The sequence below is a fragment of the Rhizobium atlanticum genome, assembly GCF_030182485.1.
In the GTDB taxonomy this organism is placed as follows: domain Bacteria; phylum Pseudomonadota; class Alphaproteobacteria; order Rhizobiales; family Rhizobiaceae; genus Rhizobium.
Window position 1 is genome coordinate 137,181 of sequence record NZ_JAQJCJ010000011.1, and the last position, 18,221, is coordinate 155,401.

Annotated in this window: 17 protein-coding genes and 1 pseudogene; 8 read left to right on the forward strand and 10 right to left on the reverse strand. The window is 60.4% G+C overall.

Going from position 1 to position 18,221, the window contains the following annotated elements; all coding sequences use genetic code 11:
• The first annotated feature begins 67 nt into the window (after window positions 1-67).
• Window positions 68-943, forward strand: coding sequence for an aldo/keto reductase family oxidoreductase (locus PH551_RS17530; RefSeq protein WP_285193955.1), 876 nt, complete (start codon window positions 68-70; stop codon window positions 941-943).
• A gap of 127 nt (window positions 944-1,070) precedes the next feature.
• Here PH551_RS17530 and PH551_RS17535 read toward each other — a convergent pair whose 3' ends face one another.
• From PH551_RS17535 to PH551_RS17570, 8 genes are all read right to left on the reverse strand, one after another.
• Window positions 1,071-1,262, reverse strand: coding sequence for a hypothetical protein (locus PH551_RS17535; protein WP_285193956.1), 192 nt, complete (start codon window positions 1,260-1,262; stop codon window positions 1,071-1,073).
• A 157-nt stretch (window positions 1,263-1,419) separates the two neighbouring features.
• The gene (gene ppk2, locus PH551_RS17540) at window positions 1,420-2,334 is read right to left on the reverse strand and encodes a polyphosphate kinase 2 (protein ID WP_285193957.1); all 915 of its coding nucleotides are present in this window, start codon (window positions 2,332-2,334) and stop codon (window positions 1,420-1,422) included.
• 154 nt (window positions 2,335-2,488) lie between these two features.
• Complete coding sequence (locus PH551_RS17545) at window positions 2,489-4,141, reverse strand: GMC oxidoreductase (protein ID WP_285193959.1); 1,653 nt, start codon at window positions 4,139-4,141, stop codon at window positions 2,489-2,491.
• 84 nt (window positions 4,142-4,225) lie between these two features.
• Complete coding sequence (locus PH551_RS17550) at window positions 4,226-5,308, reverse strand: ABC transporter ATP-binding protein (RefSeq protein WP_285193960.1); 1,083 nt, start codon at window positions 5,306-5,308, stop codon at window positions 4,226-4,228.
• Window positions 5,309-5,316: 8 nt separating this feature from the next.
• Window positions 5,317-6,201, reverse strand: a complete 885-nt coding sequence (locus PH551_RS17555; protein WP_285193961.1) for a carbohydrate ABC transporter permease — start codon at window positions 6,199-6,201, stop codon at window positions 5,317-5,319.
• Window positions 6,201-7,088 (reverse strand): carbohydrate ABC transporter permease, encoded by an 888-nt coding sequence (locus tag PH551_RS17560; RefSeq protein WP_285193962.1) that lies wholly within the window; start codon window positions 7,086-7,088, stop codon window positions 6,201-6,203. Before PH551_RS17560 ends, PH551_RS17555 begins: the two co-directional genes overlap by 1 nt.
• A gap of 104 nt (window positions 7,089-7,192) precedes the next feature.
• A complete protein-coding gene (locus PH551_RS17565) occupies window positions 7,193-8,425 on the reverse strand; it encodes an ABC transporter substrate-binding protein (protein ID WP_285193963.1) in 1,233 nt (410 codons plus the stop codon).
• A 57-nt stretch (window positions 8,426-8,482) separates the two neighbouring features.
• Window positions 8,483-9,436, reverse strand: a complete 954-nt coding sequence (locus PH551_RS17570) for a sugar phosphate isomerase/epimerase family protein (protein WP_285193964.1) — start codon at window positions 9,434-9,436, stop codon at window positions 8,483-8,485.
• A gap of 220 nt (window positions 9,437-9,656) precedes the next feature.
• On the opposite strand from PH551_RS17570, the gene PH551_RS17575 reads away from it, so the two are divergent.
• The 7 genes and pseudogenes from PH551_RS17575 to PH551_RS17605 all read left to right on the forward strand — a co-directional run bounded on the left by PH551_RS17575 (window position 9,657) and on the right by PH551_RS17605 (window position 16,826).
• A complete protein-coding gene (locus PH551_RS17575) occupies window positions 9,657-10,727 on the forward strand; it encodes a LacI family DNA-binding transcriptional regulator (RefSeq protein WP_285193965.1) in 1,071 nt (356 codons plus the stop codon).
• Window positions 10,728-10,926: 199 nt separating this feature from the next.
• Window positions 10,927-12,801 carry an adenylate/guanylate cyclase domain-containing protein gene (locus tag PH551_RS17580; protein WP_285193966.1) on the forward strand — a complete coding sequence of 625 codons (1,875 nt, stop codon included), beginning with the start codon at window positions 10,927-10,929 and terminating at the stop codon, window positions 12,799-12,801.
• Between the two features lie 96 nt (window positions 12,802-12,897).
• Entirely contained in the window at window positions 12,898-14,229 is a 1,332-nt protein-coding gene (locus PH551_RS17585; protein ID WP_285193967.1) for a gluzincin family metallopeptidase, read from the forward strand.
• A gap of 8 nt (window positions 14,230-14,237) precedes the next feature.
• Entirely contained in the window at window positions 14,238-14,843 is a 606-nt protein-coding gene (locus tag PH551_RS17590; protein ID WP_285194037.1) for a hypothetical protein, read from the forward strand.
• A 30-nt stretch (window positions 14,844-14,873) separates the two neighbouring features.
• Window positions 14,874-15,248, forward strand: coding sequence for a hypothetical protein (locus PH551_RS17595; protein ID WP_285193968.1), 375 nt, complete (start codon window positions 14,874-14,876; stop codon window positions 15,246-15,248).
• Between the two features lie 209 nt (window positions 15,249-15,457).
• A pseudogene (locus PH551_RS17600) lies at window positions 15,458-15,541 on the forward strand (4-carboxy-4-hydroxy-2-oxoadipate aldolase/oxaloacetate decarboxylase); the annotation flags it as partial.
• 100 nt (window positions 15,542-15,641) lie between these two features.
• On the forward strand, window positions 15,642-16,826 hold the full coding sequence (locus PH551_RS17605; protein WP_285193970.1) for a hypothetical protein: 1,185 nt from the start codon (window positions 15,642-15,644) through the stop codon (window positions 16,824-16,826).
• Here the strand turns inward: PH551_RS17605 and PH551_RS17610 are convergent.
• Window positions 16,823-17,836, reverse strand: coding sequence for a succinylglutamate desuccinylase/aspartoacylase family protein (locus PH551_RS17610; protein ID WP_285193971.1), 1,014 nt, complete (start codon window positions 17,834-17,836; stop codon window positions 16,823-16,825). The genes PH551_RS17605 and PH551_RS17610 overlap by 4 nt on opposite strands.
• Window positions 17,837-17,867: 31 nt before the next feature.
• Complete coding sequence (locus PH551_RS17615; RefSeq protein ID WP_088394588.1) at window positions 17,868-18,212, reverse strand: RidA family protein; 345 nt, start codon at window positions 18,210-18,212, stop codon at window positions 17,868-17,870.
• Between the last annotated feature and the right edge of the window lie 9 nt (window positions 18,213-18,221).

Below are 18,221 nucleotides of genomic sequence, written 5' to 3' on the forward strand. Positions count from 1 at the left end.
TGTACCCAATTATCACACGCACCGCCAAGGAGTAAGTTTAATCTCATCTGTTGAAAGGAGCGCGACCATGTCAATGATCCATCAATCCGGCACATTCAATATCGGCGACCGCAAGGTGAGGCGACTTGGCTATGGCGCCATGCAGCTGGCAGGACCCGGCGTGTTCGGCCCGCCCAAGGATCGCGGCGCCGCTCTGGCGGTGCTGCGCGAGGCGGTCGCAAGCGGCGTGAACCATATCGATACCAGCGATTTCTACGGCCCGCACGTGACCAATCAGATCATCCGTGAAGCGCTCCATCCCTATGGCGACGATCTCGTCATCGTCACCAAGGTCGGCGCGCGGCGCGGCGCGGACGGGTCCTGGATTCCGGCCTTCTCGCGCCAGGAACTGACGCAGGCGGTTCACGACAATCTTCGCAACCTCGGCCTCGAGGTGCTTGATGTCGTCAACCTCCGGATCGCATTTGACCTGCATAGCCCGGCCGAAGGCTCGATAGAAGCACCCCTGACGGTTCTGGCTGATCTCCAGCGGCAAGGTCTGATCCGTCACATAGGTTTAAGCAACGCCACATCGAAACAGGTCGCCGAAGGCCGCGGGATCACCGAGATCGTCTGTGTGCAAAACCAGTACAATCTGGCGCATCGGAACGACGACCGGCTCATCGACGAGCTCGCCCGTCAGGGCACCGCCTATGTGCCGTTCTTCCCGCTTGGCGGCTTCACGCCGCTGCAATCGTCCACACTCTCCAATGTCGGCGCACGCCTGAGCGCCACGCCGATGCAGGTGGCGCTCGCCTGGCTGTTGCGCCGCGCAGCCAATATCCTGTTGATCCCCGGCACGTCGTCGCTCGGACATCTCAGGGAGAATCTCGCTGCTGCCGGATTGGTGCTGCCGGATGATGCCGACGAGGAGCTGAACCATATGGCTGACATCGCGGCCTGACGTCCGCGGCGGTGCAATCGTTAGGCCGTGTTCTAGCGCGGCGTAACGAGCTTGCCGGACGTGCTGGCGCAATCTGTCGGTCGGCCGCACCTTGTTGGCTGCGCCAACCGGCCGGTAAACGAGGGCATCAGGATGGCTTCCGTGTCAGAAGCTCATAAGTCACCAAGGCCGCTGACATCGCCAGAAAAACCACGGCTGCCAAAGGATAATCGGCACTGGCGTTCGGGTTGGCAAGCTTGGGAAGGCCGATAACACTGCCGGCCGCCAGAATCGCCGAGAGCACAACCTCCTGAACGATTAATCTCCAAAAGCCGGTCATGACCAACCTCCCGTCATCTCCGTATTATCGGCCGAAGGACGCTCAGTTTTTATACCTCACGATGCAGCCGTTGGGAAACACGCGTTGACCGCACGGTCCAGTGACCATGCGGTCTCGGTTTCAACGCTTCGGAAGCCGACTTGTTGCGGCTATGCTTTCAATAGCGCTCAGGCACATACATATCAGCCGGAACCGGCGCCCTGATGTAGTCGGCATGACGGATACGATCCGGCAGCTGAATCTCAGGCTTCGGCACGTCCTCGTAGGGAATCTGATCAAGAAGATGGGCGATGCAGTTCAGCCGCGCCCGCTTCTTGTCGACGGCCTGCACCACCCACCAGGGCGCCTCCTTGGTGTGTGTGCGCGCCAGCATTTCTTCCTTGGCCTTGGTATATTCCTCCCAGTGGATGCGGCTTTCCATGTCCATCGGCGAAAGCTTCCACTGCTTCAGCGGATCGTGGATGCGCATCTTGAAGCGGAATTCCTGTTCCTCGTCGGTGATCGAGAACCAGTATTTGATCAGCACGATGCCGGAACGGACGAGCATCCGTTCGAATTCCGGCACCGAGCGGAAGAAGTCCTCGAGTTCGTCAGGGGTGCAGAAGCCCATCACGCGCTCGACGCCGGCGCGGTTGTACCAGCTGCGGTCGAAGAGCACGATCTCGCCGGCGGTGGGAAGATGCGGGACATAACGCTGGAAATACCATTGATGGCGCTCCCGTTCGGTCGGCGCAGGCAGTGCCACTGTGCGGCAGACGCGCGGGTTGAGCCTTTGGGTTACGCGCTTGATCGCGCCACCCTTGCCGGCCGAATCCCGGCCTTCGAAAAGCACGACGACCTTCAGCTTCTTGTACTGAACCCAATCCTGCAGCCGAACCAGTTCGTGCTGCAGTCGGAAAAGCTCGCGGAAATAGATCTTCCGATCGAGCGTCTGCTCCGCCGGTTCCGTCATTCCTTCGACGACCAGATCGTCCAGCCGGTCTTCCTCCAGCTGCATTTCCAGCTCCTCATCGAAGCTGTCGGCGATTTCGGCCTTTATCCGGCTGAGCTGGTCCTGATGTGTTTTAGACATGGGCTTTCCCTTCCTGCTCAGTTGACAGGAGCATGTCACTGCAAAGTTAGTGTGACGGTTGGATAACCCACAGCTCGTTCACTTGTTCGCCTCTTTCGCCACTCCACATGCCGGCGAACTTTTTAGACGCCGCCTACACGAGATGGAGGCGTGCCTAGAGCAGTCCCGTTCGGTAGTGGTCGACAAAGTTGCGGCAGGCGCGGATGGTCAGCGCCATGACGGTGAGCGTCGTGCCAGCGATGCCGCTGCCCGGAAAGGCGCTGGCGTCGGTGACGATGACGTTCGGAGCATCCCACAGTTGATTGTAGGGATTGAGCACTGAAGCTTCCGGGCTTTCGCCCATGCGCGCACCGCCGGTTTCATGGATTGCTGCGCCCATGCACATGGTCTTGCGGAACCATGTGCGGAACATGAAGCGGCTGAAGGCATCGGCGTCGGGAAAGGCGCCTCTGCCCATCTCCTTGAGGCCGGTGGGCGATCCGATGAATTCAAGATCGCCGCCGACCTCTTTGACCATGGCGATCAACGTCTCCTCCTGCCGGCGGAGCAGCCGCCGCTCCTCCTCCTGCATGACGCAGCGAATGTGTGGCACCGGAATGTTCCAGGCGTCCTTGCGCTTGCCATCGAGGGTGATGCGATTATCGGCATAGGGCAACATGCGGCCGAAGCCGAAGAAGGCGAGACGCGCATCGGCATCCTCTGAAACCGGCGCCCTGCCGATGCTGCCCTGATAGTCGAAATCGCCGCGGGCGGCGTCACCCTCGTCGAAACGCGGGATGAAGATGCCACCGGACGGATTGTAGAAGGGATCGACAGGAGCGGAATCGTCGACGGCCCAACCCTTCGCCTTGGGAAAGGAGCCAAAGGCAAGGCATGGAAGCTGATCCATGAAATAGCGCCCGAGCGCGCCCGAGCTGTTTCCGAGCCCGTCAGGATGTCTTGCCGATACCGAGTTCAGCAGCAGCCGCACGCTCTCGATCGGCGAGGCCGCAAGCACGATTGTCGCGGCGCGAGCCGTCGAAACCTTGCCCGTGTTGCGATCGATGAATTCCGCACCGGTGGCGCGGCCGGTTTTTTCGTCGGTGGTGATGCGACGCACGACGGCGTCATAACGGACCGTCAGCCGGCCGGTCGCCTTTGCGTCCCGCAGCGGTCGCGGCATGCGTTCTGCGTCCGGCGCTATATAGCGCCAGGAGATGACGCGCCGGTCCGGCCAGCGGCTTTCTACAGCCTGCTTGAATATCTGCTCGGCGGGCGTGAGGCTTGCCGGCTTCGCATAGACGCCGTCCGGCAAGGTCGGCACATCGTCCTTGTTGCCGTAGAGCTCGAGATAGGCCTCGACTTCGTCATAGAAGGGCGCAAGCTCGTCATAGGAGATCGGCCAGTCCACGCCCTTTCCGGTGCGCGATCGGATCTTGAAATCATCGTCGGTCCAGCGCAGCAGCACGCGGCCGAAACTGTGCAGGCGCCCGCCGCCCTGGCGGCCGCGGATCCAGAGAAAGGGCTCGTTCTTCGGCGTCGTATAGGGGTTCTTGCGATCGTTGACGAAGAAGTGGCTGAAGCGCTCGGTAAAGAAGGCCGCCCGCGCCTGGATCGGCTGGCCCTTCAGGGTGGCGCGCGCACGCTCCCATATATTGATGCTGCTTGCCGGCGCCTTCTTGCGTGCCGGGTCGAAATCCCTGGGGCCGACGGCCGGCCCAGCCTCGAGCAGCAGCACCGACAGGCCCTTGGCCGTCAGCTCTTTGACAGCGAAGGAACCCGCCGCGCCGGAGCCGATCACCAGCGCATCATAAACGATCTCAGACATGTCTTTTCAAATCCTGTCCTGGAGCAATTCCTCGATGCAGCGCAAAGCACATCCGAAATTGCGGGAAAGCAAAGGAATGGCGCGTCAAAGCCGCGATCCATCGGCAGCGAAGAGTGACGCCTTGGTGATATCAAGGCCCGGAGCCATGGCATCGCCGGGCTTGAAGTCGACGTCGCCCATGAAACGAAGGGAGAGACTGTGCTCCGCCCAGTCGAACCAGACGATGGCATCCGAACCCATCGGCTCGACGACGGAAACACGGCCAGCAATCGTGGGAAGCCCGCTTGCCGCCCCGTCGAGCACAAGGTGCTCAGGGCGAAAGCCTAACGTAACAGGTCCTTCCACGGCAGCCGTGCGGAAGGCATAGTCGGTGAGGTCGACGGTTAGGCCGTTGCTTCTGAAGACGGGTGCTCCGCCGCCGCGCTCGATCCGGCCCTCGACGAAATTCATCGCCGGAGCACCGATGAAGCCGGCGACGAAGAGATTGGCCGGACGGCGGTAGATCTCGGCCGGCGAAGCAAGCTGCTGGATCACGCCGTCGCGCATGATGGCGATGCGGTCGGCGAGCGTCAGGGCCTCGACCTGATCGTGGGTCACGTAAATCATGGTGTTGCCGAGGCTTTGATGCAGCTTCTTGATCTCGACGCGCAATTCGTTGCGCAGCTTGGCGTCGAGATTCGACAGCGGCTCGTCGAAGAGGAACACATCCACTTCTCGCACCAGTGCCCGGCCGATGGCGACGCGCTGCCGCTGGCCGCCGGACAGCTCGGCAGGACGCCGGTCGAGCAATGTGTCGAGATGGAGGAGCGCGGCCGTGCGGGCGACGCGTGCCTCGATCTCGGCCTTTGGCAGGCCTGCGACGCGAAGCCCGAAGGAGAGGTTCTTGCGGACCGACATGCGCGGGTAGAGTGCGTAGGACTGGAAGACCATGCCGATGCCACGGTCCTTCGGCTCCTCCCAGCTGACATTCTTGCCCGAGATCCAGATTTCGCCTGCAGTAATGTCCTGCAACCCGGCGATGGCGTTCAGAAGCGTGGACTTGCCGCAGCCGGAAGGGCCGAGCAGCACCAGGAATTCGCGCGGCGCGATATCGATCGACATCTTCTCGATCACTGTATGGTCGCCATAGGCGATCTTCAGATCCTTGACGGAGACAGCAGATTGCATGGAATACGTTACCCCTTGACTGCACCGGCGGCGATGCCGCGCACGAACCAGCGGCCGGACAGGAAATAGATGGCGAGCGGAACGATGGCGGTCAGGATCGTCGCCGCCATATTCACGTTATAGGTGCGCTCGCCCATCGTGGTGTTGACGATGTTGTTGAGCTGCACGGTCATCGGCAGGTTGTCCCGGCCGGCGAAGACGAGGCCAAGCAGGAAGTCGTTCCAGATGCCGGTGAATTGCAGCATCGAAACCACGACCACCATCGGCACGGCGATCGGCAGCATGATCTCGAAGAAGATGCGCCAGAAGCCGGCGCCGTCGACGCGCGCCGCCTTGCAGAGCTCCTCCGGCACGCTGACGAAATAGTTGCGGAAAAGCAGCGTCACCAGCGTCAGTCCGAAGATGACATGGACGAGAATGATGCCGGCGAGCGAATTATAGAGACCGATATTCGCCATGGCGCGAACCATCGGATAGAGGAAGATCTGATAGGGGATCAGACCACCGGCCATCAGCAGGCCGAAGAGCGCATTTGCCCCACGCGGCCGCCAGAGCGACAGCGCATAGCCGTTGACGGCGCCGATGAAGACCGAGAGCGCGACGGATGGAACGGTGATCGCCACCGAATTCCAGAAGCCGCTACGAATGCCGACGCAGACGGTTCCCATGCAGGCGCCCGACCAGGCGGTCACCCAGGCGGAGAAATCGAGCGTGGCAGGCAGGGCAAAGATCTGCCCGAGCCGGATTTCGTCCATCGACTTCAGCGAAGTGACGACCATCGTATAGAGCGGCAGAAGGAAGAAAAGCGCAGCGCCGACCAAGAAGCTATAAAGGCCGATGCGTCCCGCCGTGATCCGTGCCGGCTTCGGCCCATTCGGGTAAGGCTGGTTCATCACGCCCCTCCCTTTGCCTGGTTGCGCATGTGCATCGCGTAACGGAACGGCGCGACTGCGAAGACGACGCCGAGGACGAGCACCGTCGCGCCTGCTGTGGCAAGGCCGAGGTTCTGGCGCCCGAACAGATTGTCCATGATGAATTTCGCCGGCACTTCGGTCGCATTGCCGGGGCCGCCATTGGTCATGGCGACGACGATGTCGTAGGTCTTGATCACGCCCATGGCGAGCAGCATGCCGGCAGCCGCCAGCGCAGGCCCGAGCTGGGGCAGAATGATGGAGACATAGATGCGCCAGACGGGAATGCCGTCGATGCGCGCCGCCTTCCATTGCTCGGCCTCGATGCCACGTATGCCGGCAAGGGCAATCACCATGACGAGCCCCGCGCCCTGCCAGACGCCGGCGAGCACCAGCGCATAGATCGCCATGTCGCGATTGACCACCCAGTCGAGGACGAAGCTTTCCCAGCCAAGCGAACGCACACTCGCCTGAATGCCGAGTGTCGGATTGAGCATCCATTGCCAGATCAGCCCCGTCACCACGAAGGACATGGCGTAGGGATAGAGGAAGATCGTCCTGAAGGCGCTTTCGAAGCGGATCTTGCGGTCCAGTGCTGCGGCCAGCAAGAAGCCGAGCACCAGACAGCCGGCCACATAGAGGACGCCGAAGATCAAGACGTTTTGCAGCGAGGCGAGCCACTTGGCGGAAGCGAAGAGCTTCGCATACTGTGCAAAGCCGACATAGGTCGAGGACGGAAAGAGTGTGGAGTTGGTGAAGGACAGCCGGATCGACCAGGCCATGGTACCGATGAAGACCACGACCGCGGCGAACCAAGTCGGCAAGAGGGCGATGGTGGCGGAAAGATTACGCTTGCGTTTGACGGACATCGGCCAACTCTTTGACGGATGGAAAGCGAAACTCCGCCGCCGCGTAGCACGCGGCGGCCGGCAGCCGTGGCGGTCAGGGTCGGTCTGACGCCACGGGCACGATCCTACTCGAAGATGGCGAAGAAGTTTTCGGCAGCGGTCCCCGCGTCGTTCGAACCGCCGCTCCAATATTCGTCGACGAAATCGTCGAGCGCGCCGACCTGCTGGGGCGTGAGCACGATCGCCTGATCCGGCACGATGGCGCCGGCGCTCATCAGCTCGAGACCCTTTTGGGCGCAGGCATCGAGTTTCGACTTGTCGACATCGGAGCGCATCGGAACCGAGCCCTTCTTGAGGGCGAATTCGACCTGGACGGTCGGGTCCATGACGACCTCGGCGAGAAGCTTCTGCGCCTTGTCGGTCTGGGCGTTGCCGGTCTTCGGGAACCAGAGGGCGTCGGCGATATAGACCATGCCCTTGGATTCAGGAGCGATCATGCAGCCATAATCCTTGCCCGGCTCCTGGCCGGCAACTGTGAATTCGCCCTTGGCCCAATCGCCCATGAACTGCACGCCGGCCTTGTCCGTGATCAGCATGGCGGTTGCGTCGTTCCAGTTGCGGCCGGCCGCACCCGCATCGACATAGCCGCGCAGCCTGCCGAGGATTGCGAGCGTCTTCTTCACGCCCTCGACGGAGGCTTCGCCTTTGTCCTTGTCGGCGTAGATCTTCAGGAAACCGTCGGTCCCGACCTGGGAGAGCAGGATCATGTTGAAGACCTTGGTCTGCTGCCAGGGCTGGCCGCCCCAGGCGACCGGGATGATACCGGCGGCCTTGAGCTTGTCGAGATCGGCGAAAAACTCGTCCCAGCTCTTCGGTTCCTGCGAAATACCGGCCTTGCTGAAGGCTTCCTTGGAATAGAAGACCCAGCTTTCGCCATGAGCACCTGTTGGAGCGAGATAGACCTTGCCATCATAGGAAATGAGGTCATGGATCGATTTCGGCAGGGCATCGGTCCATTTGCCGGCGGCGGCTACGTCGTCTATTGGATTGAACAGGCCCTGGCTGACGAAATCGGCGGCGGCAAGACCGATGACGCCCTGCTTGGCGCCCGGCGCGTCACCGGCAACGATGCGGTTCTGGAAGGCGGCATCGGCCGCGCCGAAACCGGCGATCGAGGAATCCTTCCAGACGCCGCCGCGCTTTTCGAATTCGCTTCTGATGACGTTCAGGGCCGCGGCTTCGCCGCCCGACGTCCAGGAGGACATGATCTCGATCGTCGGCTTGTCCTCGGCATGCGCCGCGGCGAAGAAACCGGCGAAAGCCACGCCGGCAAGAAAAAGCTTCATCATGGTCTTCATTGTTCCACCTCTTGAAAATGCCCTCTTGGCGGGGCGTTTATTGTCTTCGAAATGATATCAGCGGTAGATCGGCAGGAGCGCCTGCCGGACGAGCGTGAGCCCGTTGGCAATGTCGCGGACCGGATCCGGCGCGGCATCGAGTTCTAGGATCGCCCAGCCTTCATAGGCCCGGTCGCGCAGCAGCCGGATCCAGGCCGGCCAGTCGACCCGTCCGAGGCCGAAGCCGCAGAAATAGGGCTGATGGCGTTCGTGGATGTGCTTGTCGATCGGGGTGTCGGCAGGCATCGGACCGATCGCATCCTTCCAGTGAGCGATGATCATCCGCTCGTGATGGCGATCGACGAGCTGGACGGGGTCGGAGCCGGCAACGATGATATGGGCCGTGTCGGGGCACATATGCACATAGGCCGGATCGGTCAGCAGCATCATCAGGTCGACGTCGCGCGCGCCGGCAAAGACCGAATGCGCCTCCGTGTGCAGCGCCAGCCGGATGCCCCTGCCATGGAGGATCGCGCCGAGCCGGTTGAGGAAATCCGCGATTGCCTTGGCACGGTCGAAGTCATGGAACTGCACCGGCTGGGCGCCGAGGGTCTGGCGTAAGGGCGCGCCGATCACCATGATATCGCTGCCGCAGGCTTTCAGGAAATCGGCATACTGTTCCGCCTTGTTGATCAGCGCGCGCTGGGCTTCAGGGTCGGTAAAGTCTCCCGCTGCCTCGAGCTCTGCGAAGAAGCCGCTGCAAAGCGTCAGCCCGCGCCTTGCCAGTTCGGCGGCAAAGCCGTCAATCGAACCATAGGTCTTGATCGAGTCCTGCCAGTTGAAGGGAGAGAAAGTCAACTCGACACCGGTGACGCCGGAAGCCTGGACGCTGTCGAGGATCTTGTCCCAGAAGGCGCGCGGCGCGGCGCGTGCATGGTCGACAATCGCATCATGGCTGCCGACGCCCCAGAAGCCGGGATGGAAGAACGTCACGAGATCGACGCCGAAGCGTAGTCTGTTGTCAGTCGCCATAACTTATCCATTCTCAAGGCACGATCCATCTGCATGCGAAACGGCGGCTACGCATTCCATAAATCATGCATTTTCAAAGCATTAAAAACGGCAATCGTTTGCCATGCCCAAATGATAGCCAAGCTGGTTTTTTAAGCAAGCGATTTTTGGCAAACGTTTGCTATAAATCGTCACCTGCCTTAGAATCGCAAATCGAAGCATCCGGGAGGCGGAATTAAAGGTGAATAAAAACAAAGATGTGGCGGCAGAAGAGCCGTCCGGCGCGTTGATGGCTGACGTTGCGCGGCTCGCCGGTGTCGCGATATCGACGGTCAGCAGGGCGCTGGCCAATCCCGGACGGGTCAACGAGAAGACCCGCGCGAAGATCAATGCGGCCGCCAGGCAACTCGGCTACACGCCGAACGCGATGGCGCGCGGCCTGAGGGTTGGAAAATCCAACATCATCATGATCATCCTGCCGGGATCGCTTTATTATGGCGTCTCCCAAATCATTCCTCAGGTCCTGCAGAGCATCAATAAGACGCTGATCCAACGCGGCTATAACCTGATGATCGCAAACCTTGATCGCGACGAGGCCTCCGAGCGACACATTCTGGATCTCGCTTTCGGCGGCAGCGTGCGCGGCGCCATCATCCTGTCTTCGAAGCTACCGGAGGTCGAGGGGCGTTCGCTGGCAAATTCCGGCCTGCCGATCGTGTCGATGCTGCTCGACATGAGCGATGCGGGCCTGCAGAGCGTCGTTACCAACGATCGCGAGGCTGTGCGCGACGTCACGGCCGAGCTGGTCCGGCTGGGACATAGGCGGTTCTTCTATCTTGCCGGCCCTGAAGGCAATTATCACGATGTCGAGCGCTATGGCGGCGTGCTCGAGGCGCTCGATGCAGCCGGCTTGCCACGGCAGGCGGTGCGTCGCTCGGGCGGTCGCCTCGATTATCAGCACGGCTTCGACATCGGCGTTCAGGCGGCGGACGATTTCACGAAGCTGGCCGAAAAACCAACGGCGGTTATCGCCACCAGCGATGACATGGCCATTTCATTCATCAGCCGCATCAAGCGTGCAGGCTTGCGCATTCCCGATGATCTGTCCGTCGTCTCCTTCGACGGCTCGCCGGTCTGCGAATTCTCCGCGCCGCCACTCTCAACGATCGAGCAGCCGGTGGAAGAGATGGGCCGCGCGGCGGTGGAACTCCTGCTCGACACCATTGGCCGGGCGCAAAACCCGGCAAAGCTGCGTACCGTCATCCGCAGCAGGCTTATCCTGCGGGAGAGCATCGCCGCTGCGAAAACTTGACGATGCCGGAACCGGCGGCCTCTCGTTATGAGGGGCCGCACCATCAATTCTGAAGCTCCACTCAAATCATCAAGCGGCTCCGGCGGCTCTTACAACCGAGCGGGAGATTTTAGTTGTCAGTAATACAATCGTCCGGCAACATTACTGGCTAGCTTCTTGAACTGAATAGTATTGCCACCAGCGCGTTGAGGAGACGGGCATGTGCGCAGAGCTTGTTGAACGTCGGCTGGCGGCTATTCTGGCTGCCGATGTGGTGGGCTATAGCCGTCTTCTGGAAGCCAATGAAGAGGAGACGCTCAACGCCCTTCGTCAGCATCGACGGGAACTCTTCGATCCTGCTGTCGCAACCCATGGCGGACATATAATCAAGGTCATGGGTGATGGTTTTCTGGTCGAATTCGGCAGCGTGCTGAGTGCGGCACGCTGCGCTGTCGAAATCCAGCGCGGCATGCTGGAGCGCAACATAGGGATTCCAGCGGACAGGCACTTTGCGTTCCGCATAGGCTTGAATCTCGGCGACATCGTCTTCGATGAAGATGACTTTCATGGGGACGGCATTAATGTCGCGGTCCGGCTGCAAGCTCTTGCAGCCCCTGGCGGTATTGCCTGTTCGGCGGCCGTGCGCCACGAAGTCGCCAACAAGCTCGGCCTTGATTTCGCAGACCAGGGTGCCATGACCGTCAAGAATATATCCCGGCCGGTCCATGTCTATTTTGCCGATTGGGGCAATGGCCCCTCCAGCGAAGAGATTCCGCTTACGGCAGGCGGACACACGCGGGCGCCCGTCAACAAGCCGTCGGTTGCAGTTCTGCCATTCGCCAACATCAGCAACGATCCGGAGCAGGATTTCTTCAGCGACGGCATCACCGAAGATCTCATCACTGATCTGTCGAATGTTTCAGGCCTGTTCGTCCTAAGCCGCAACACTGTCTTTACGTGGAAAGGCCGGAGCGAAAACCTCCAACGTATCGCTGCCGAACTCGGCGTTGCCTATATCGTGGAGGGCAGCGTCCGCAAGGCAGCAAACCACGTCCGGATCAATGCGGAATTGATTGAAGCAGCGAGCGACGGCCATGTCTGGGCCGCGCGTTACGACCGCGACCTGACCGACATTTTCGAAATGCAAGACGAGATCGTGAAGGCAATCGTCGGGCAGCTCAAGGTCAAGCTGCTGCCGGAGGAGAAGCGAGCAATCGAGCAGGCGCCGACAGAGAGCGTTGAGGCCTATACGCATTTCCTCCGGGGGCGCGAATACTACCATATTGCCTCACGCTCCAACCATCTGATGGCCAGGCAGAGCTTCGCCAGAGCCATCGAACTGGATCCGGGTTATGCCCGCGCCTATGCCGGCATCGCGGTCTGCGATGCGCGCCTGCGGTCGCAGTTCGGCGCTGAAATTCCGGTGGAGGATATTCTTGCAAACACGGCGACGGCGCTCGTTATCGATCCCAATCTGGCGGAGGCATATGCGGCCAAGGGATTTGCTTTGGCGGTGGCCGGCAATCGCACCGAGGCAGTTTCCGCATTCGAACAAGCTTTGTCGCTCGACGCCAATTGCCACGAGGCGAACCGCTACTATGCCGAATTTTGCGTGACCGACGGTCAGTTCGAACTTGCGGCTACGCACTTTCAGCGGGCGATGGAAATCAAACCTGCCGACTATGGTGCACCGATCATGCTTGTGAACGTCTTGCGTTCACTCGGGCAAATAGACAAGGCCAGCAGCTATGCGAGGATCGCGTTGAAAAGGGCGGAAGAGGAACTGCGGCTCCATCCGGAGAATGCCAATGTTGCCTGCCTCGGAGCGACGGCCCTTGCCTTCCTCGGTGTTCGCGACACCGCACTGGAATGGTTGGCGCGCTCCCTGGCGACGGATCCCGATGACATAAACATTCAGTACAACGCCGCCTGCACCTATGCACTGCTTGGCGAGATCGATCGGGCGATAGACTTGCTTGAAGTCTGGATGCCGCAAGTCGGTATCGAAATGCGGCTCTGGTTCAAGAATGATTCCGATCTCGATCCCATCCGCAGCCACCCGCGTTATTTGAAACTGGTTTCTCTGTCTGAATAACGCCCCTAATACTATTTTATTACTTGCTAAATCTGCCGCGAGCGTCGAATGTCAACTTAAACTGGCAATCATGAAAGTCTTTTGAGGGGGGAGCGGATGGGCACCCGGTTCAGACTTTTTGTGCAGCCTCCCTTTGAAGATGCTCGGTCCAGTCCCGAGATTGTCGAAGTGTCGTCTCCGTTGGGCAGCCTGACCGCTGGTCCGGCCGACGATCGCATGTTTGTTGTTGAGCCGGTCGGCAAAATCTCTCCCTATGGCGTAAACCACGGCCCGCTCGGAACGCCGTATATGTCCCTTCCGCCCTGGACCGGCAAAATCCTCGAGCCGGCCAATCCCGACGGGGGCGGCAATTTCGACCATCTCCGACCTTCGATGCCCGGTTTCGAAGCCGCACATGTCTTCGGCTGCGTCCGGTTCACACTCGATGTCTGGGAGCGCTATCTCGGCCAGCCGCTTACGTGGCATTTTCGCGATCATTACGACCGATTGGAAATCTCCATTTTGCCGCAGTGGGACAATGCTCAGTACGGCTATGGCTTTCTTGAAGTCGGCAGCCAGTTCGAGAAGGACGGGCGCATCCTCCCCTTCAGCCTGGATTTCGACGTCATCGCCCACGAGGTGGGACACGCGATCATATTCAGCGTCCTCGGCGTACCGCGCCCGGGAACCGAGTATCCGGAATATCTCGGTTTCCAGGAGGCCTTCTCCGACTGCGTGTCGCTGATCGCTGCCATGCATTTTCCATCGGTGATCGATAATGTTCTTGAGGAGACGTGCGGCAACCTTTACCGGGCAAATCGCCTGGCGCGTTTTTCGGAATTTTCGCCGCATCGCCAAATTCGTTCGGCAAACAACAAACGGACGATGGCCGAGTTCACTCGTGGCTGGAAGGACGAACACGAGCTCTCGCAACCGCTAACCGGTGCGGTATTCGATATACTCGTCGATATCTTCCACGAGAGCCTGGTGGCGCGAGGTCTTATCTCGCGGGCCGTCGAAGATCTCTCCGATATTGCCGAGTTCGATCCGACTGCCGAGGCACCCGTACAGCACGCTTTCGACCGCGCTTTTGGGCGGAACCCGGATGGATTTGTCGAAGCGCTGCTCGATGCACGAGACATCGCCGGCACATATCTGGCCGAAACCTTGTGGGCTCTCGCACCCGATTTTCTGGACTACGGCGACGTCGCGGAAACGATGCTTGCAGTTGATCGGAAGGAAAGTGGCGGCCAATTCGCGGGGATCATCACCGGAAATTTCGGGCAACGGGCGATCGGCCAGCTACACGCCGGCGCGCCTCTCAAGGGTAGCGAGCATCGCAGCCATTTTCACTCTGCGCGAATATTGCTGCCGAGAGATCATCTGAAGCTTCCGAAGATGAGCTATCGCGAGAAAGTTCTGCTGTCGACATCAGCTAGGAGTCAATGATCACAGAGATGGAGGGAGAAGTGGCAGACAATGAAACTTTACTAGGCATATCATCGATACATCTGTTCGGACGTCCGCTGAGCGATCTGATCCTTAGAGGAGGCCCCATTTATCAGAATCTAAGCGTACCAATAGCGGGAAGAAATAATTTTCTGAGAGACCAGCTTGGTGCAGCTGACGCGGTTCTGGCGCGAATCTTCGCCTTCTCCTTCGAGGGGGCGTTCGTTGAACTTGGTCGACCAGCGATCTTCGTTGTCCACGGCCCGGGAGCCGACCCTGACGATCCGCCGCCGAGGAACGTGGGTGGCGATATCGAGTATGACAGATTGTATCGGGCTCCTGGTTCGAGCGCGCGAACCGGCCTTGGCTCCCAATTCGGAGCACTCGCCAAGGACATGAGGGTCTGGATTTATGACAAGGGCGACGTCTCGATGAGACTGGATGCTGAAACAGGAACCCTCGAGCAAATCCTTCTGTCGGCCGAGGTTTCCTCTGACCCCCGTGGGGTGGCGAGCGGCGCGATGTCCAGATCGGGCGGCGCCTTGTCCCGTTCCGGTGGCGTGATGTCAAGATCAGGCGGGTTCATTCCTCGAAGATCAGGCGATAACGAGTAATCCAAGTTAAGACGGATGAGGGAGGATCATATGCCCGCCGCAAACCCTAAAGTTAAAATCGAGCGCCTCGAGCCGGAGACCGTCGTTGCGCCATTACTTGTTCGAACGCCCTTTAAAATAATAGGCTCTGGTCTCAGCAACAAGATATATGTCTATATCTCTACTCAGCCAGACGGGAGTGACGACGTTTCAAACCCAACTGGCAGCGACGAGAAAGAAACCTATAAAATCAAGATAGATACCGACGGCTCCGCGACGAGCACAGACAAAGTGTTGTCGCTCATTGTTAAACCGGAACTAGATGCCGGCCCATTCGACGAAAAAACTGAGTTCTGGATTGCCATAAAACTGGATGACAGGAAGGGCAAAGTTGAAGCGACACGAAAAACATTCAAACTTGTCTAACTCGAGACTACTATCGATCGCAGATTGAGGGCCTACGGGCCTTAAGCGCTTTGGTCTCAATAGCGCCGGCTGCCATCACGGCGTCCGGCGCTATGTCCCCACAGGGCGCGGATTGCGCTCCATCAAAACTTCGTCTGACCCCATCAGTCGGCGCGCCGTGCTGCGAAAATCACAACACCGGGCGATCTGAATCTTCGGCTATGCCCGGTGCCTACAAGGCGGGCAAATCGGTCGTCGAGGTCAGCAATCTGGCGCCGGTGCTGAAAGCCAAGGGCCTCGTCGTCGACATCTGACGAACGACGGAGGGCTACAAGGGCTCATGCTCTAAGATCGGTCTGGACACTATTATGGACACATGTTCTATAAAGTGGACAGATTTGACGGGAGCGCGCCATGCATCTATCCATGTGGACTTACCCCTGGGACATCCAGGACCAGGGACTCGACGCGTTTGCCGCCGAGCTTACCGGCCGGGCGGGCCTCACCACGGTCAGCCTGGCGACCTCCTATCATGCTGGCCGTTTCCTGCAGCCGCGCAGCCCGCAGCAGAAGGCCTATTTTCCCGAGGACGGGACGGTCTACTTCTGGCCGGATGAAAGCCTGTGGCAGGACAAGGTGATCCGGCCGCTGATCGCCAGCAATGTGACCGAGCGCGGCGATATGCTGGAAGCACTCGTCAGGGATCGGGAGGCGACTGGTCTCAAGGTCTCCTGCTGGACGGTCTGCCTGCACAATAGCCGCCTCGGCATGCTGCATCCCGCCCACGTGACGCGCAACGCCTTCGGCAATCCCAACTATTACAATCTTTGCCCCTCCAGCCCGGCGGCGCGGGATTATGCCGTCACCCTTGTCCGCGATATCACGGTGAATTACCGGCCCGACATGGTGGAACTCGAAAGCCCGAATTTCATGGGCTTCGCGCATGAATACCATCACGAAAAAGATGGTGTCGGCCTGAATGCCGAAGACGATTTCCTGCTGTCGCTCTGCTTCTGCGACCATTGCACTACGCGCGCCGTAAAGTCCGGCGTTCCGGTCGAAGGCGCGCGGCGATTGGTGGCGGGCTTCATTGCGGAACTCTGCGAACGGGCCGTGCCGGAACGGCAGTTCCCGGATTTTCCGGCAGCTGGCATCGATGCCTTCCGCAGCCATCCCGATCTCTATGCCTATCTCGCCTGGCGCAGCGAACCTGTGACCAGTCTGATCGGCGAGATCAAGGCGGCGGCCGATCCGGCGAGCCGTATCGTGCTGATCGACTTGAAGGATGGCTGGCTCGGCGGCGTCGATCTTGCAGCGGTCGGCAGGCTCTGCGACGGGGCTATTCTCTGTTGCTACGACATGGAGCCCAATGCCGTCGGTGATGTCATCCGCACCGGCCGGGCGGCACTTGGATCGGAGAAATTCCTCGGGGTCGGCCTGCGTGTCTTCTATCCCGAAGTCGGCGAAGCCGCGGTGCTGACCGCCCGCGCCAAGGCCGCCGTCGATGCCGGCGCCGACGGCGTGAATTTCTACAATTACGGCCTCATCCCGGCAAAACGGCTCGACTGGGTCAGGGCGGCAGTCGCCTCTATCACCTAGGCCGCGATGGGCTCGGCAACCTGGATCAGGCAGTCGCCCGCCTGGCTGTCGCAATGCAGTCGATGGGAAATGACGATGCCGCTCTCGGCAAAACGCAGCTCTTCCTCCGGCTGCTCAAGGCGTTCCAGGTCGTGATACCATCCGGCGAGATCGCCGGCCGAGACGGTGGCGCCGAGGGCGGCGGCAGGCTCGAACCAGCCTCTGCGATTGGCGTAGATGCCCTGCCTGTGCCGGGACAGCGAAAGCAGCTGCAACGGTCCCGGCTCCGGGAACGGAGCGCGGGAGAGGACCGGGCGTTCGACGATGCCGAGCGTCACGAGCAGGCGGTCGATCGCCGCCGCCGTGAAGGCCATTGTCGCGGGAGTCACGGTTCCGCCGCCGCCGAACTCACCGGAAAGACCGATTATTCCGGCCCGTGCCGCAGCACCCATCGATGTCGGTGCCGCCGGCCCGTTATCGGCGATGAAGGCATAGGACGCGCCGAGCGCCCGCATCAGCGACACGGACCGCTCGAAGCGGGCGGCATCGGCCTGTCGCTCGATCAGCGCGCACGGCAGGTGCGCCATCGACGTGCCGCCCGAATGCAGGTCGAGCACGACATCGTGGCGCGGAAAGAGTTCACGTTCGAGGAAATGCGCCATCCGCGCTGTTGGTGATCCCAGAGGATCGCCAGGAAAGGCGCGGTTGAGGTTGCCGCCGTCGAAGGGCGAACAGCGCTTGGCCGCCATCACCGCCGGCAGGTTCGCCATCGGCAGGATGGTGACGGCGCCGCTTATTTCCGTAACGTCCAACAGCCGCATCAGCCGGCCGAGTTGCAGTTCACCCTCGTATTCGTCACCGTGGTTGCCCGCCATCAGCAGCAGAGACGGGCCCTCGCCATTCCTGAGATGGAGGACCGGGATGCGGATCTGATAATAGGGCGAACGATCTACCGAATAAGGAATGGCGAGTTGGCCGGCCTGCCGGCCCTCGCGCGAGAAGTCGATCGAATTGACAATGCCGCTGTGCATCATGTCTCCAGTCCGGGCGGTTACTTCGCCCTCAGAGCGCGGCGATCGCGGTCATTTCGACGCGCAAATCGGGATCGGCGAGGCGTGCTTCGGTGCAGGCGCGCGCCGGCGGGTTTTCGATGTCGATCCAGCCGTCATAGACGCCGTTCATCGCCTCGAAATCGACGATTGCCGGCAGGAAAACATTGACGGCGATCAGACGCGAGCGGTCCGTACCGGCTTCCTTCAAAAGAGCGTCGATCTTGCCGAGCACATCGCGAGTCTGCTCTTCGATCCCAGCTTTGCGATTTTCCGCGACCTGGCCGGCAATATAGACGAGACCGCCATAGCTGACGGCTTGGCTCATTCGCGAACCTTTCTGATAACGTTGGATCATGGGCAGGTT

Excerpts from the sequence above, each read along its gene's own strand:
- PH551_RS17530 (WP_285193955.1), top strand. The coding sequence starts at position 68 with ATGTCAATGATCCATCAATCCGGCACATTCAATATCGGCGACCGCAAG.
- PH551_RS17535 (WP_285193956.1), bottom strand. The coding sequence starts at position 1,262 with ATGACCGGCTTTTGGAGATTAATCGTTCAGGAGGTTGTGCTCTCGGCG.
- ppk2 (WP_285193957.1), bottom strand. The coding sequence starts at position 2,334 with ATGTCTAAAACACATCAGGACCAGCTCAGCCGGATAAAGGCCGAAATC.
- PH551_RS17545 (WP_285193959.1), bottom strand. The coding sequence starts at position 4,141 with ATGTCTGAGATCGTTTATGATGCGCTGGTGATCGGCTCCGGCGCGGCG.
- PH551_RS17550 (WP_285193960.1), bottom strand. The coding sequence starts at position 5,308 with ATGCAATCTGCTGTCTCCGTCAAGGATCTGAAGATCGCCTATGGCGAC.
- PH551_RS17555 (WP_285193961.1), bottom strand. The coding sequence starts at position 6,201 with ATGAACCAGCCTTACCCGAATGGGCCGAAGCCGGCACGGATCACGGCG.
- PH551_RS17560 (WP_285193962.1), bottom strand. The coding sequence starts at position 7,088 with ATGTCCGTCAAACGCAAGCGTAATCTTTCCGCCACCATCGCCCTCTTG.
- PH551_RS17565 (WP_285193963.1), bottom strand. The coding sequence starts at position 8,425 with ATGAAGACCATGATGAAGCTTTTTCTTGCCGGCGTGGCTTTCGCCGGT.
- PH551_RS17570 (WP_285193964.1), bottom strand. The coding sequence starts at position 9,436 with ATGGCGACTGACAACAGACTACGCTTCGGCGTCGATCTCGTGACGTTC.
- PH551_RS17580 (WP_285193966.1), top strand. The coding sequence starts at position 10,927 with ATGTGCGCAGAGCTTGTTGAACGTCGGCTGGCGGCTATTCTGGCTGCC.
- PH551_RS17585 (WP_285193967.1), top strand. The coding sequence starts at position 12,898 with ATGGGCACCCGGTTCAGACTTTTTGTGCAGCCTCCCTTTGAAGATGCT.
- PH551_RS17590 (WP_285194037.1), top strand. The coding sequence starts at position 14,238 with ATGGAGGGAGAAGTGGCAGACAATGAAACTTTACTAGGCATATCATCG.
- PH551_RS17595 (WP_285193968.1), top strand. The coding sequence starts at position 14,874 with ATGCCCGCCGCAAACCCTAAAGTTAAAATCGAGCGCCTCGAGCCGGAG.
- PH551_RS17605 (WP_285193970.1), top strand. The coding sequence starts at position 15,642 with ATGCATCTATCCATGTGGACTTACCCCTGGGACATCCAGGACCAGGGA.
- PH551_RS17610 (WP_285193971.1), bottom strand. The coding sequence starts at position 17,836 with ATGCACAGCGGCATTGTCAATTCGATCGACTTCTCGCGCGAGGGCCGG.
- PH551_RS17615 (WP_088394588.1), bottom strand. The coding sequence starts at position 18,212 with ATGATCCAACGTTATCAGAAAGGTTCGCGAATGAGCCAAGCCGTCAGC.